This window comes from Pseudocitrobacter sp. RIT415, assembly GCF_003057695.2.
Classification (GTDB): Bacteria; Pseudomonadota; Gammaproteobacteria; order Enterobacterales; family Enterobacteriaceae; genus Pseudocitrobacter; species Pseudocitrobacter faecalis.
In genome coordinates this window covers 41,941-56,487 of sequence record NZ_QBJC02000010.1, presented here as the reverse complement: position 1 = coordinate 56,487, position 14,547 = coordinate 41,941, and the positions used below count along the sequence as shown (strand labels likewise).

Below are 14,547 nucleotides of genomic sequence, written 5' to 3'. Positions count from 1 at the left end.
ATTTAAACTTGGGTTAATCCGTTATTTTACCCTTTTCCACGGTAAACATCTTCGAATTTTCATCCGACATGTCCATAACGTGTTCAGCGCTAATCGCGCTGACGAAAACCTGTGATTGCGTGGCTTTTAAGCGGCTGGCTAATAGCCCGCGACGCGCGTCATCAAGTTCCGAGGCAAAATCATCTATCAGGTACAGGCAGCGCCGACCGCTTTCGCGGGTCAGAAACTCGCCTTGTGCCAGGCGCAGTGCGCACATCAGCAGCTTAAGCTGCCCGCGCGACAGGGTGTCTTCCACCGGCGCGCCGTCGGCGCGTATGCGAAAATCGGCTTTATGCGGGCCGTGCGCGGTGTAAGTCAGCATTCTGTCACGCTCGAAGTTCCGCTCCAGCACCTCGGCATAATCCGTCTCTTTTTCCCAGCCGCGCTGGAAAGAGAAGGTGAGGGAGAACTCCGGTAAAAACTGTTTGCAGGTATCCGCCATATCCTCGGCGATACCGGTGCTGTATTCGGCACGCCAGCGGCTGATTTGTTCCGCCAGGGGAATCAATTCTTTATCCCAGGGCCGTAGCTGCTCATAGCGGCTGACCTGGCGTAGCGCGGCGTTGCGCTGCTTCAGCAGGCGCTTGAGGTTGCTCCAGGCGGAAAAGAACCCGGCTTCGTTGTGGAAGCATCCCCAGTCAAGGAATGCTCTTCTGTATTTGGGGCCGCCGTTGAGTAAAGTAAACCCCTCGGGCGTGATGAGTTGCATGGGCATCAGCAGCGCCAGCTCCGCCACCTTGTGACCGTCGGTGCCGTCGATGCGCACTTTGCTGTCGCCAAGTTTGTCTTTCGTCAGGCCAATCGCGATTTCGCGCTCTTCGCCCTGCAAACGCCCGTGCAGCACGAACGCGTCCTGCTCATGGCGGATCACGCGGCCAATCTGCAAACTGCGAAACGCCCGGCCATGGCCGAGCGTATAGATGGCTTCCAGCACGCTGGTTTTGCCACTGCCGTTTGCGCCAACCAGGAAATTAAAGCCAGGGGATAAGGCGAGATCCGCGCTTTCGATGTTGCGAAAGTCGCGGATCAACAAGCGGGTGAGCGACATTACAGTCTCATTGGCATGACAACGTAGGCCGCACTTTGGCTGGCAGCATCTTCAATCTGAACGCTGGAAACGGAGTCCGTCAGCAAAATTCGCACGTTTTCACATTTCAGCGCATTGAGCACATCGAGGACGTAACTGACGTTAAAGCCAATTTCCATCTCGGTACCGGAATAGTTGACGTCCAGAATCTCTTCCGCTTCTTCCTGTTCCGGGTTGTTGGCGGTGATTTTCAGCTGATTTTCGCTGACAAACAGACGCACGCCGCGGAATTTTTCGTTGGAAAGAATGGCCGCACGCGCGAACGCTTGCTTGAGAATGTCGCAACCGGCATCCAGATGTTTGTCCGGATTCTTCGGCAATACGCGGCGATAATCCGGGAAACGACCATCAACCAGCTTGGACGTGAAGATAAAATCGCCGACATGCGCGCGGATATTATTACTGCCAATCTGCACGCGCAGCGGGTTATCACCACCATCGAGCATACGCATCAGTTCAATCACGCCTTTACGCGGCACGATCACCGAATGGTTTGGCAGCGATTCGCCGACCGGCATAGAGCACACCGCCAGACGGTGACCGTCGGTCGCTACGGTGCGCAGCTCTTCACCTTCGGTTTCGAACAGCATGCCGTTTAAGTAATAGCGGACATCCTGATGCGCCATCGAGAACTGGGTTGCTTCAATCAGACGCTTCATGGTCGCCTGCGGCAGGGTGAATTCCACCTCGCTCTGCCAGTCGTCCAGATTCGGGAAATCGGCAGCAGGCAGCGTGGAAAGCGAGAAGCGGCTACGGCCAGAACGCACCAGCATACGGTCGCCTTCCAGTTGTACGGCTATCTCTGCGCCTTCCGGCAGACCACGGCAAATATCGAAGAATTTACGCGCCGGGACGGTGGTTGCGCCGGGCTCGTGCGTCTGCACCAGCGCCACGCGAGCGACCATCTCCATTTCTAAATCGGTACCGGTCAATGACAGCGTACCGTCAGCCACCTGCAACAACAGGTTTCCGAGAATAGGCAGCGTCGGGCGGCCACCTAACGGGCCACTCACCTGTTGTAACGGTTTTAATAAATGTTCACGTTCTACGGTAAATTTCATAGCGTCACGACGATAATGTTCTGATTAAATTTGAAAAATCTTCTTTGATATCGTGGCTCTCTTCACGCAACTGCTCAATCTTGCGGCAGGCATGAAGCACGGTAGTATGGTCACGACCACCAAATGCGTCGCCAATTTCCGGCAGACTGTGGTTGGTCAGCTCTTTAGCCAGCGCCATCGCCATTTGACGCGGACGCGCCACCGAACGGGAACGCCGTTTGGAGAGCAGATCCGCCACCTTAATTTTGTAGTACTCGGCCACCGTCTTCTGAATATTGTCGATAGTGACCAGTTTTTCCTGCAACGCGAGCAAATCGCGCAGCGCTTCGCGAACGAAGTCGATAGTGATCGCCCGGCCCGTAAAGTTGGCGTTGGCAATCACACGGTTCAGTGCCCCTTCCAGCTCACGCACGTTAGAGCGTAGACGCTTGGCAATAAAGAACGCCACCTCACCCGGCAGACGAATGTCGTTCTCGTCGGCCTTTTTCATCAGAATGGCCACGCGGGTTTCCAGTTCCGGCGGCTCAATCGCCACCGTCAGGCCCCAGCCGAAGCGGGATTTCAGACGATCTTCCACACCGTTGATCTCTTTTGGATAGCGATCCGACGTCAGGATGATCTGTTGATTACCTTCCAACAGGGCGTTAAAGGTGTGGAAAAACTCTTCCTGGGATCGTTCTTTATTGGCAAAGAACTGAATGTCATCGATAAGAAGGGCATCGACGGAACGATAGTAGCGTTTGAACTCTTCAATGGCGTTGTTTTGCAGAGCTTTTACCATGTCCTGCACAAAACGCTCAGAGTGCATGTACACCACTTTGGCGTTCGGTTTACGGGCGATTATGCCGTTACCAACCGCATGCAATAAGTGCGTTTTACCGAGCCCCGTGCCGCCGTATAGAAACAGGGGGTTATACGCGCCGCCAGGGTTGTCCGCTACCTGACGTGCCGCCGCACGCGCCAGTTGGTTCGACTTACCTTCAACGAAGTTATCGAAGGTATGCTTCACATTGACGTTGGAACGGTAAGCGTGTTCTGCCGGTGCCGGGACGTTATCCCATCCCTGACGAGGAGCGGGTGCCGCGCGTGGCGTATGAACCTGCGCCGCCTGGGCAGGGATCGCCACGTTCGCGGTTTCTCTAAGGGTATGGGTGACCGGTTTGGTACCCACTTCAAAACGCAGTTGTGGCGCATCTGAACCGCAAAAATCATTAAGCAGCCCGTTGATATTATTCAGGTATTTATCTCTTACCCAATCAAGCACAAAACGATTTGGCGCGTACAGGGCCAGCGTGTTATCGCTCAGTTCCGCCTGCAACGGGCGGATCCACATGCTGAATTCTGTGGCTGGTAACTCATCCTGCAATCGGGCAAGACACTGCTGCCAAAGCGAAAGTGACACGGCGGACTCCACTCGAAAAAAGTCGATACACATCATCGTTCAGGCGACCCTGTCAGGGTGCTGTTGATGAACCTGCCTGACATAAACTGTCGGGGACTCACTCAGTAGCCGCAGATGCAGCCTGAATAGTGCTGTGTATAAGATTAAAAAGTTCGTGATTATTGGCACACGTCGAAAAGACCCAATGCACAAGGGTGACGTGCGAACCGCTCTTTGCGGTTTTCCACAAAACACCTCGGGCTGCCCGTGGGCAGTACCGCAACCAGAAACACCGGAAGCGTTCAGTGTGTTTTCCCGGTTCAGGATCCGTGGATCCGATCAGGACCGCGGATCATAGCCTAAACTGAGCCAGAGATCTTCTGTTTCTCACAGATTCTTCCCGATTTATCCACAGGAAGGATCGAGACCGGCTAAGTGTAAACGATCCGCAAGAGAAGGAGGGGGGATTTACGCCGCATATTGGAAAAATTAATGAGTAACGACAATTTTTTGCTTAAATGATCTAACAAAGATCCTGGATGATCCTTGCGCTTTAATGGTCAGGCCGTATAATCCCCGACCCAGCGCATGCTACGTGCCAACAGGCGTCAGATGTTGCTCATTTTCCGTGCTAAACGCTACAAAAAAACGTGGTAAATTGCGCGGTAAATAAGGAAAGAGAATTGACTCCGGAGTGTACAATTATTACAATCCGGCCTCTTTAATCACCCATGGCTTCGGTGTCCATCGTTCGATTTTCGGGCGGATATCCAATAAAGCCATTGAATTTATTCAAGTTTAGGTAGAAATCGCCATGAAACGCACTTTTCAACCGTCTGTACTGAAGCGCAACCGTTCTCACGGCTTCCGTGCTCGTATGGCTACTAAAAATGGTCGTCAGGTTCTGGCACGTCGTCGTGCTAAAGGCCGCGCTCGTCTGACCGTTTCCAAGTAATAAAGCTAACCCCTGAGTGGTTAAGCTAGCATTTCCCAGGGAGTTACGTTTGTTAACTCCCACTCATTTCACATTCGTCTTCCAGCAGCCACAACGGGCTGGCACGCCGCAAATCACCATCCTCGGCCGCCAAAATTCGCTGGGGCATCCCCGTATCGGTCTTACAGTCGCCAAGAAAAATGTTAAACGTGCGCATGAACGCAATCGGATTAAACGTCTGACGCGTGAAAGCTTCCGTTTACGTCAACATGAACTCCCGTCTATGGATTTCGTGGTGGTGGCGAAGAAGGGGGTTGCAGACCTCGATAACCGTGCTCTTTCGGAAGCGTTGGAAAAATTATGGCGCCGCCATTGTCGCCTGGCTCACGGCTCCTGATAGCCCTCATTCGGGTCTATCAACGCCTGATTAGTCCGCTACTCGGGCCGCATTGCCGTTTCACTCCTACCTGTTCACAATACGGAATTGAGGCATTGCGCAGGTTTGGAGTGATAAAAGGCAGTTGGTTGACAGTGAAACGCGTATTAAAATGCCACCCTTTACACCCAGGTGGAGACGACCCCGTCCCCCCCGGACCTTTTAATACCAGAGAACACTAACGATGGATTCGCAACGCAATCTTCTCATCATCGCTTTGTTGTTCGTGTCTTTCATGATCTGGCAGGCTTGGGAGCAGGATAAAAATCCTCAACCTCAGCAGCAGACCACGCAGACTACGACCACCGCAGCGGGTAGCGCCGCCGACCAGGGCGTACCGGCCAGTGGCCAGGGGAAACTGATTACGGTGAAAACCGATGTGCTCGAGCTGACCATCAACACCCGTGGTGGTGATGTTGAGCAGGCACTCCTGTTGGCTTACCCGAAAGAACTCAAATCTTCTGAGCCGTTCCAGTTACTGGAAACGACGCCGCAGTTTATCTATCAGGCACAGAGCGGCCTGACCGGTCGTGATGGCCCGGATAACCCGGCAAATGGCGATCGTCCGCTGTATAACGTCACCAGCGATACCTTCGTAATGGCCGATGGTCAGAACGAACTGGTTATCCCGATGACCTATACCGATAAAGCGGGTAACACCTTCACCAAAACCTTCACCCTGAAAAAGGGCGAGTATGCGGTGAATGTGGGCTACAGCGTGCAGAACAGCAGCGAGAAACCGTTAGAGTTGTCCACCTTTGGTCAGCTTAAGCAGTCCATCAATCTGCCCTCTCACCGCGATACGGGCAGCAGCAACTTTGCGCTGCACACCTTCCGCGGTGCCGCGTACTCCACGCCTGACGCGAAGTATGAAAAATACAAATTCGATACCATTGCAGATAACGAAAACCTGAACGTCAGCTCCAAAGGCGGTTGGGTGGCGATGCTGCAACAGTACTTTGCAACAGCATGGGTTCCGCGTAACGATGGCTCCAACAACTTCTATACCGCTAACCTCGGTAACGGCGTTGCAGCAATCGGCTACAAATCTCAGCCAGTGCTGATTCAGCCGGGTCAAACCGGTACGCTGGGCAGCACCCTGTGGGTTGGCCCGGAAATTCAGGATAAAATGGCAGCCGTTGCGCCGCACCTGGATCTGACCGTTGATTATGGTTGGTTGTGGTTCATCTCTCAGCCGCTGTTCAAACTGCTGAAATGGATCCACAGCTTCCTGGGTAACTGGGGCTTCTCCATCATCGTTATCACCTTCATCGTTCGTGGCATCATGTACCCGCTGACTAAAGCGCAGTACACCTCCATGGCGAAGATGCGTATGCTGCAGCCGAAGATTCAGGCGATGCGTGAGCGTCTGGGTGATGACAAACAGCGTCAGAGCCAGGAGATGATGGCTCTGTACAAAGCCGAGAAGGTTAACCCGCTGGGCGGCTGCTTCCCGCTGCTGATCCAGATGCCAATCTTCCTTGCGCTGTACTACATGCTGATGGGCTCCGTTGAACTGCGTCATGCGCCGTTTGCACTCTGGATCCACGACTTGTCCGCACAGGACCCGTACTACATCCTGCCGATTCTGATGGGCGTAACGATGTTCTTCATTCAGAAGATGTCGCCGACCACCGTAACCGACCCGATGCAGCAGAAGATCATGACCTTTATGCCGGTCATCTTCACGGTGTTCTTCCTGTGGTTCCCGTCAGGTCTGGTGCTGTACTATATCGTCAGCAACCTGGTGACCATTATTCAGCAGCAACTGATTTACCGTGGTCTGGAGAAACGTGGCCTGCATAGCCGCGAGAAGAAAAGCTCCTGATTCGGTGTAGGCCGGGTAAGCGTAGCGCCACCCGGCAATCGGAACAATAATGATAGGGCGGTCTCATGACCGCCTTTTTTTATTTGTATTGGACGAGACATATCATGAGCCAAAACGACACGATCATCGCCCAGGCTACCCCACCGGGACGCGGTGGGGTGGGCATTCTGCGCATCTCTGGCCTGAAGGCGCGTGAGGTGGCTGAAGCCGTGCTGGGCAAACTGCCAAAACCTCGCTACGCCGACTATCTGCCATTCAACGATGTCGACGGTACCGCGCTCGATCAGGGCATCGCCCTGTGGTTCCCTGGCCCGAACTCTTTTACCGGTGAAGACGTGCTTGAACTGCAAGGCCACGGCGGCCCGGTGATTCTGGATCTGCTGCTCAAGCGAATTCTGACCCTTCCGGGCGTACGTATCGCGAAGCCGGGGGAATTCTCGGAGCGTGCGTTCCTTAACGACAAGCTTGATTTAGCGCAGGCAGAAGCGATTGCCGATCTGATCGACGCCAGCTCAGAACAGGCGGCGCGTTCCGCGCTGAACTCGTTGCAGGGAGCGTTTTCCGCTCGCGTAAATCACTTAGTGGAAGCGCTCACTCACCTGCGCATCTACGTCGAAGCCGCCATCGACTTCCCGGATGAAGAAATTGATTTTCTCTCCGACGGTAAAATCGAAGCGCAACTGAACAATGTGATGACCGATCTCGACGCCGTGCGTGCCGAAGCGCGTCAGGGCAGCCTGCTGCGTGAAGGGATGAAAGTGGTGATTGCCGGACGTCCCAATGCCGGGAAATCGAGCCTGCTGAACGCGCTGGCAGGGCGTGAAGCCGCTATCGTCACCGATATCGCGGGCACTACGCGTGACGTACTGCGCGAACATATTCATATCGATGGCATGCCATTGCATATCATTGATACTGCGGGCCTGCGAGAAGCCAGTGATGAAGTGGAGCGCATCGGTATTGAGCGCGCCTGGCAGGAAATCGAACAGGCCGACCGCGTGCTGTTCATGGTCGATGGCACCACCACCGACGCCGTTGACCCGGCAGCAATCTGGCCAGACTTTATCGCCCGTCTGCCAGCGAATCTACCGATTACCGTAGTACGAAACAAAGCCGACATTACCGGCGAACCGCAGGGACTGAGCGAGGTGAATGGTCACTCACTGGTTCGTCTTTCCGCACGTACCGGCGATGGCGTGGAAGTGCTGCGCAATCATCTCAAAGAGAGTATGGGCTTTGAAACCAATATGGAAGGCGGTTTCCTGGCGCGTCGTCGCCACCTGCAGGCGCTGGAACAGGCCGCAGAGCACCTTCAGCAGGGCAAGGCGCAACTGTTGGGTGCATGGGCGGGTGAACTGCTGGCAGAAGAACTACGCCTCGCACAGCAGGCCCTGAGCGAGATTACCGGGGAATTCACCTCCGATGATTTGCTGGGGCGGATTTTCTCGAGTTTCTGTATTGGTAAGTAAGTTTTAGTCCATCTTCGTCCATGAACGTTCACTAACCCGCATTAACCGCCTGTTAATGCGGGTTTTTACTTTCCGTACTCGTCCATAGTCGTGCGGATTCACCCGCGATTTTTGTGTCCTGAATTGTGCCCATCTTTAAATTCCCCGTGTGTCATTATTTGTTTTTTGAGCTAAAAATCACATCAAATGGACACAAAAAACGCTCAACTCTGCCTTCTCATGGACACATTGTGGAGGTGAGATATGGCACTTTCAGATACAAACTGCGCACACTTGCTCCCAGAAACCGCCCCTGGCAACTTGCCGATCATGACGGACTGGTGATTGAAGTTCTTCCCACCGGACGAAAAATCTGGCATTTCCGCTACCGCTTTGACAACAAATCGCAAAAGATCACGCTGGGCGAATACCCGGCTTTCTCACTTGCAGAAGCGCGGCTTTGGCGTGAAAAGTGCCGCTCAATGGTTGCCCATGGCATCAATCCCGCGCAGAAAAAGCAGGAAGAAAAGCTTAAACAGAAAGACCCAACGACAGTCAAAACATTCGCCAAACGCTGGCTGACCGATATCGTTGAAAAAAGTAACCGCGATCCGCGCAACATCACTCGCGTGATCGAGAAGGACATCATTCCCATCATCGGGAAGCTGGAACTCGAAGAACTCACAACAGCCCACATTCATGTCGTGCTCGACCGCATCAAGCAACGAGGTCCGGATCACGTCGCGCTGCTGACGCGAAACGTGCTTAAACGCATGCTGGCCTATGCGATTTCCAGGGGAATCATCTTCAACAACCCGGCAGCCGCTATCGAGGCCCGTTATATCGCACTAGCAACAAGCCGCGACGTGGCGCTAACAGCAGAAGAGATCGGCATCCTGCTACGGGGGCTCTACACCTCTAACATGAACCGACGCCACAAGCTGGCCCTGCACCTGCTGATCATCTGCATGGTGCGTAAATCGGAGATGATTGAAGCGACATGGAGTGAAGTTAACTTCAACGCGTTGGAATGGCGTATCCCCGGCGAAAGAATGAAGATGGATAACCCGCATATTGTTCCGCTGTCAAAGCAGGCGCTGGCGATGTTCGAAGAGCTAAAATTTCTGACCGGAGATTCTCCATACGTCTTCCCTAGCCGAAACGACCACCGACGCCCGATCTCCAAAACAACGCTTAACTGCGCGGTACGTACGTTGGATCTCAACGTCAGGGATTTTGTTATTCATGACTTCCGGCGTACTGCCAGCACATTGTTACATGAGCAAAGCTACAACTCCGACTTGGTAGAGAAATGCCTGGCGCATAAGATCGGTGACGTTCGCGGTGTCTACAACCGTGCGGAGTACCTGAATCAGCGCCGGGAGATGCTTCAGTCCTGGGCAGACTTTGTTGATGCGCAGATTGAGGAGGGGCGGAAGGTGGTTATCGGGAAGTTTGGGAAGGCTTATGAGATAAATGGCTAATACTCTATTCCTGATCAGAAATAGAGTATTATTATTACTTATTTTTTTAGAGATTTTAGAATGAAATATGATGGATGTCGTTTTACCTCACCTGAACCATTCCAAACATCGTATATGTTTTTCAATAATCCAAAGGCTCCAACTGTTAATGTTGTAGCCGATGGTGCCGCTAAATAACCAATAATTAAAGGCGTTGTTTCAAGAGCAAAATCCTTAATACTCTTACGTTTATATTCCTTAAGCCTTTCTTTAACATCGGATAATCCTTCATCCATTATTCGCTCATTTAATTGTTTATTTATCAAATCAATATCTTTTTTGGATTGAGAGCGTTCAATCTCATATGATGTTTCCCTGAGAACCTTACGAAAGGAATGAAAACTATCTTCATAATCTGTTCTTATGCGAAAAATTTCAGTTGGAGTTAATCCGTCAAGGAAAGGGATATTTACGTCAATCATTCTTCTTGATACGTTATTTTGTGCATCTATTTTCTTAAGAACATTAGCATAAAAAGGGCAACTAGTACCTAATGATGCTCCATATGCATAAGATTGCTTTAAGTTTAACATCAAGGTATTATAATGAAAAAATATCGTTCTATTCACAGCTCCCTGGACCCAACTATCATAACTTCGTTTATTCTCATGCTTTCCCAATACCAGTCTAAAATCAAATGTTCTGTCATCGTTTAGTTTACTGTCTACTATACTCTGATACATATACCCATTAACATAGGAACTTTCACAATCAGTTATTTCTAGCATTATCTCTGGAGGCAATGTTTTTTCAGAAACAAATTTAATTTTATTGGTATTTGCTAACCTTCTTATAGGCTGGACTTTTAACTTTCTTTCATACATGGTAGCAACTTCACGAGGAAGAAAGCTATAGATAAAGTTTCGATCTGCATTATCTTCAAAAATCTTATCTTTCCGTTCAACTTCTTCAAGCATACTATTGCTTCTGCAAAATGAAATGAAACCAGCACGAATTAATTCAAAATTACTTTTAATAAAAGAGATGAAGTTAGCAATAGCCTTTTTCGTTAAATCTATCTTTTCTTGTTTATCTTCTTGAATAAATGGACTAAGCATAGCATCAGACGTTGAATTATTATTTCGCAAAGAAATTTCATAGAGAACATCATCCAATATTACCTTATCCATTGACAGCAAACCATGCTTATAAGAATAGATTTCCTCCCCACCTGACAGATAAATATTTAAAGGTGACTGTTCATCTTCATTTAAACCATTTATTATAAGATCATCTATTCTCAATCTATATTCATTTAATGCTTCATTGATAGTGTTTTCCTCAAGATTGGAATAATAGCTATTCATTAAAGAATCTGTATAAAGAATGTTTTCCATTAGCACAGGGAGATTGTTATACATGAAACATGTCCTTTTCTAAAAAGAAAAATCAGCAAAAAGATTATAAATGAGATTTAGTATAAATTCCTTCTTTAGAGGAAAATAGTAATACCCCCCTAATGGTAACCCATTAATAACATAGACCATGGAAATTACAACACCACATTTCATTCACCACATCATTGCCATCAAATATTGCTCACGACTTAAATCTTTAATTCCCACAAACAATTTCCCGCAGCTTTCCCCCTCCCCCAGATTTACCCTATCCCCAACTCATAGCAGTACCCCTAAAAGCTTCCTGTTCTAAGACGAACTGCGACCTGTAAGAAGCGCCTTTGGCGGTCAGCCCCCCGGTCAACCAGGGAACGAAGCGTGGTCTGAAACTGACCTCCTGTCTTGATACAGGTGACCACACCCTATATCGCTACCCTGTTGCAAGCGTAGCGACAGACATAACGCTGTAGAGAAGTCGGACGGCATTGCCGAAGGCTTTGCGTCCGTACTTCCTGCTGAATGTGCAAAACGCGGCGTCACTTTTAAGAGCGTAAGCGAGTGAAAGTGACGCCAGCGCGCAGATCAGCTTCAACCCAGCTACTGCCTGCAAATCCACTGCAACAAACAGGCTGACACTCAAACAGATGTCAGAAATTCACTTACCAGGAGGAGAAACCAGCACTACCGAACCGATACCGGAGGACAGGTCATTATACGTGTGGGTATATCCCTGCCCGGGTAGGCGACTGCATAAAATCGTCCACACAGTAATTCAGGAGCCACGATTCATTGGCAAAAACTATTGCCATTGCAGGAACATCTGCAATAAAAGCTGAATTCCTCTAAATCCTCATAATGTGATGGTTTTAAGCGTGGTTCCATCAGCTATTTGGCTTTTGTTCCTTGGATGTGCCTATAGCCATGTTTAAAGAAAGGTATCGCTGATGGATTAACGCGTTAGCTCGATTTTCCAGCTTCTGTATTGTTTTCGGCAGGCTTTGGTGCCCATCGCCGGATGGCGGCGTAAATGCCTTATCCAGCCTACGGGGAAATCCCGTAAGCCCGGTAAGCGCAGCGCCACCGGGCGTTTGGTTTCACTGCCCCCTGAAGTGTGATTTCCTCACAGGAAATCACACTTGTCCAAATGGCAACTCGCCAGCCATTCGCCCTCCCCGTATCCTGAGCGCCACGCTTATTGTGAGGACGCTATGGCCCGCTATCTTCTGTGTAGTTTCGCCCTTGTTTTGCTTTACCCTGCCGGAATCGATATGTATCTGGTGGGTTTACCGCGCATTGCCGCCGATCTCAACGCCAGCGAGGCGCAGCTGCATATTGCCTTCTCGGTTTATCTGGCCGGTATGGCGACCGCGATGCTGTTTGCCGGACGCGCCGCCGATCGCTCAGGGCGCCGGCCTGTAGCACTGTTTGGCGCGGTGACGTTTATTCTGGCCTCTGCGCTATGCGCGCTGGCACAGGAGAGTTCGTTGTTTCTGATTGGCCGTTTTATACAAGGGTTTGGAGCGGGGAACTGCTATGTTGTCGCCTTCGCGATTCTGCGCGATACGCTGGATGAACAGCGGCGTGCCAAAGTGCTGTCGTTGCTGAACGGTATCACCTGCATTGTGCCCGTACTGGCACCCGTGATGGGACATCTGATCATGCTCAGCTATCCCTGGCAGAGCCTGTTCTGGACGATGTTGACCATGGGCGTACTGGTGTTCCTGCTCTCACTGCTGGTACTGAAAGAGACGCGGCCCGATAAACAACAAAATGCCACCACACACTCTGCGCCCTCACCCGAATCGCTACTCGACCGATTCTTCCTCAGCCGCCTTGCCATCACTACGCTTAGCGTCTCGGTGATCCTCACCTTTGTGAATACGTCACCGGTGCTGTTGATGGAGATGATGGGCTTTGCGCGCGGCGAGTATGCCACCACTATGGCGTTAACGGCGGGCGTAAGCATGGCCGTCTCGTTCTCAACGCCGTTTGCGTTGAGTCTCTTTAAGCCGCGCACGCTGATGATGACCTCGCAGTGTTTGTTTCTGGCGGCAGGCGTGGTGCTCATTCTTGCGTCAACCCATGCTGTTACGCTGTTTGGCATTACGCTGATTTGCGCAGGGTTCTCGGTCGGCTTTGGCGTGGCAATGAGCCAGGCACTCGGCCCGTTCGCCCTGCGCGCGGGCGTCGCCAGTTCGGTACTGGGCATTGCTCAGGTCTGTGGATCTTCGCTGTGGATTTGGCTGGCGGCGGTGCTCGGCCTCAATGCGCTGAATATGCTGATCGGGATTCTGATTGCCTGTAGCATATTGAGTCTATTGCTGATTCTCGCCGTCACGCCCAACAGGACCGCGCATCGCCATGAAGAAATCCATCACCAGCCTCGATCTTAACCTGCTGTTATGCCTGCAACTGCTGGCGCAGGAGCGTAGCGTAACCAAAGCAGCGAAGCGAATGAGTGTGACGCCATCGGCGGTCAGTAAGTCTTTGGCGAAGCTGCGCACCTGGTTTGACGACCCGCTGTTTATCAATACGCCATTAGGGCTGACGCCGACGCCGCTGATGGTAAGCATTGAGCAGGATCTGGCGGACTGGATGCAGATGGGGAAGCAAATTCTTGATAAGCCGCATAATGAGACGCCGGGCGGGCTGAAATTTGAGCTGGCGGCCGAGTCGCCGCTGATGATGCTGAAATTTAATTCGCTGTCGCAGCAGATTTATCAGCGCTACCCGCAGGCGTCAATAAAAGTGCGTAACTGGGATTACGACTCGCTGGATGCCATTACGCGCGGTGAGGTGGATATTGGTTTTACAGGCCGCGAGACGCATCCCCGTTCACGGGAATTACTTAGCGCCCTGCCGCTGTCGATCGACTTCGAGGTGCTGTTTACCGATCTTCCCTGGGTCTGGCTACGCGAGGATCATCCGGCGCTGCGCGAAGAGTGGAATCTGGAGACTTTCCTGCGTTATCCGCACATCAGTATCTGCTGGGAACAGAGTGACACCTGGGCACTGGATAACGTGTTGCAAGAGCTGGGGCGCGAACGCACTATCGCCCTTAGCCTACCGGGATTTGAGCAATCGCTGTTTATGGCTGCCCAACCGGATCATTCACTGATCGCTACCGCACCGCTCTACTGTCAGCACTACAATCAGCAGCATCATCTACCGCTGGTTGCCCGTCCGCTGCCCTTTGATGAGAGCCTGCGCGAGAAGATGAGGGTGCCTTTTACGCTTCTGTGGCACAAGCGTAATAGCCACAACCCCAAACTCATCTGGCTGAAGGAGACCATCACATCGCTATATCAGGATATTAAATGATCCTGCTTGTTTATGTCATTTTTGCGACATATTTAACTGTTACGACTAAGAAATTGTAAAAGTCCTCTCCTGACCCTTTCAATGTCTGCGCTTCCGCATTAAAACGTATACGTTTCACCGATAATATAAGGGTGGAATTTATTAACGGACCA

Annotated in this window: 11 protein-coding genes and 1 pseudogene; 8 read left to right on the top strand and 4 right to left on the bottom strand. The window is 51.3% G+C overall.

All coding sequences use genetic code 11. The annotated features are described in order from the left end of the window. Positions 1-13: 13 nt before the first annotated feature. The 3 genes from recF to dnaA are packed head-to-tail and all read right to left on the bottom strand — an operon-like array spanning position 14 to position 3,589. Positions 14-1,087 (bottom strand): DNA replication/repair protein RecF, encoded by a 1,074-nt coding sequence (gene recF, locus DBY68_RS12010; protein ID WP_108476262.1) that lies wholly within the window; start codon positions 1,085-1,087, stop codon positions 14-16. After that, positions 1,087-2,187 (bottom strand): DNA polymerase III subunit beta, encoded by a 1,101-nt coding sequence (gene dnaN / locus DBY68_RS12005; protein ID WP_108476261.1) that lies wholly within the window; start codon positions 2,185-2,187, stop codon positions 1,087-1,089. The genes recF and dnaN overlap by 1 nt, the downstream gene beginning before the upstream one ends. Before the next feature lie 4 nt (positions 2,188-2,191). Further along, on the bottom strand, positions 2,192-3,589 hold the full coding sequence (dnaA, locus tag DBY68_RS12000; RefSeq protein WP_108476260.1) for a chromosomal replication initiator protein DnaA: 1,398 nt from the start codon (positions 3,587-3,589) through the stop codon (positions 2,192-2,194). Between the two features lie 793 nt (positions 3,590-4,382). Here dnaA and rpmH point away from each other — a divergent pair. From rpmH to DBY68_RS11965, 6 genes and pseudogenes are all read left to right on the top strand, one after another. Beyond that, the gene (rpmH, locus tag DBY68_RS11990) at positions 4,383-4,523 is read left to right on the top strand and encodes a 50S ribosomal protein L34 (protein ID WP_000831330.1); all 141 of its coding nucleotides are present in this window, start codon (positions 4,383-4,385) and stop codon (positions 4,521-4,523) included. A 16-nt stretch (positions 4,524-4,539) separates the two neighbouring features. Beyond that, the gene (gene rnpA / locus DBY68_RS11985; protein WP_014072458.1) at positions 4,540-4,899 is read left to right on the top strand and encodes a ribonuclease P protein component; all 360 of its coding nucleotides are present in this window, start codon (positions 4,540-4,542) and stop codon (positions 4,897-4,899) included. Further along, positions 4,863-5,120: a membrane protein insertion efficiency factor YidD gene (gene yidD / locus DBY68_RS11980; protein WP_015966614.1), complete on the top strand. Its 258-nt coding sequence runs from the start codon at positions 4,863-4,865 to the stop codon at positions 5,118-5,120. The genes rnpA and yidD overlap by 37 nt, the downstream gene beginning before the upstream one ends. A 2-nt stretch (positions 5,121-5,122) precedes the next feature. Further along, on the top strand, positions 5,123-6,766 hold the full coding sequence (yidC, locus tag DBY68_RS11975) for a membrane protein insertase YidC (RefSeq protein ID WP_015966613.1): 1,644 nt from the start codon (positions 5,123-5,125) through the stop codon (positions 6,764-6,766). Positions 6,767-6,870: 104 nt separating this feature from the next. Continuing rightward, positions 6,871-8,235 carry a tRNA uridine-5-carboxymethylaminomethyl(34) synthesis GTPase MnmE gene (gene mnmE, locus DBY68_RS11970; RefSeq protein WP_108476259.1) on the top strand — a complete coding sequence of 455 codons (1,365 nt, stop codon included), beginning with the start codon at positions 6,871-6,873 and terminating at the stop codon, positions 8,233-8,235. A 243-nt stretch (positions 8,236-8,478) separates the two neighbouring features. Further along, a pseudogene (locus tag DBY68_RS11965) lies at positions 8,479-9,698 on the top strand (integrase arm-type DNA-binding domain-containing protein). 38 nt (positions 9,699-9,736) lie between these two features. Here the strand turns inward: DBY68_RS11965 and DBY68_RS11960 are convergent. After that, on the bottom strand, positions 9,737-11,098 hold the full coding sequence (locus tag DBY68_RS11960; protein WP_108476258.1) for a hypothetical protein: 1,362 nt from the start codon (positions 11,096-11,098) through the stop codon (positions 9,737-9,739). Positions 11,099-12,282: 1,184 nt separating this feature from the next. Here DBY68_RS11960 and DBY68_RS11950 point away from each other — a divergent pair. Together DBY68_RS11950 and yidZ are read left to right on the top strand one after the other, a co-directional pair. After that, on the top strand, positions 12,283-13,467 hold the full coding sequence (locus DBY68_RS11950) for an MFS transporter (RefSeq protein WP_108476257.1): 1,185 nt from the start codon (positions 12,283-12,285) through the stop codon (positions 13,465-13,467). Beyond that, positions 13,436-14,395, top strand: a complete 960-nt coding sequence (gene yidZ, locus DBY68_RS11945; RefSeq protein ID WP_108476256.1) for an HTH-type transcriptional regulator YidZ — start codon at positions 13,436-13,438, stop codon at positions 14,393-14,395. The genes DBY68_RS11950 and yidZ overlap by 32 nt, the downstream gene beginning before the upstream one ends. Positions 14,396-14,547: the final 152 nt, after the last annotated feature.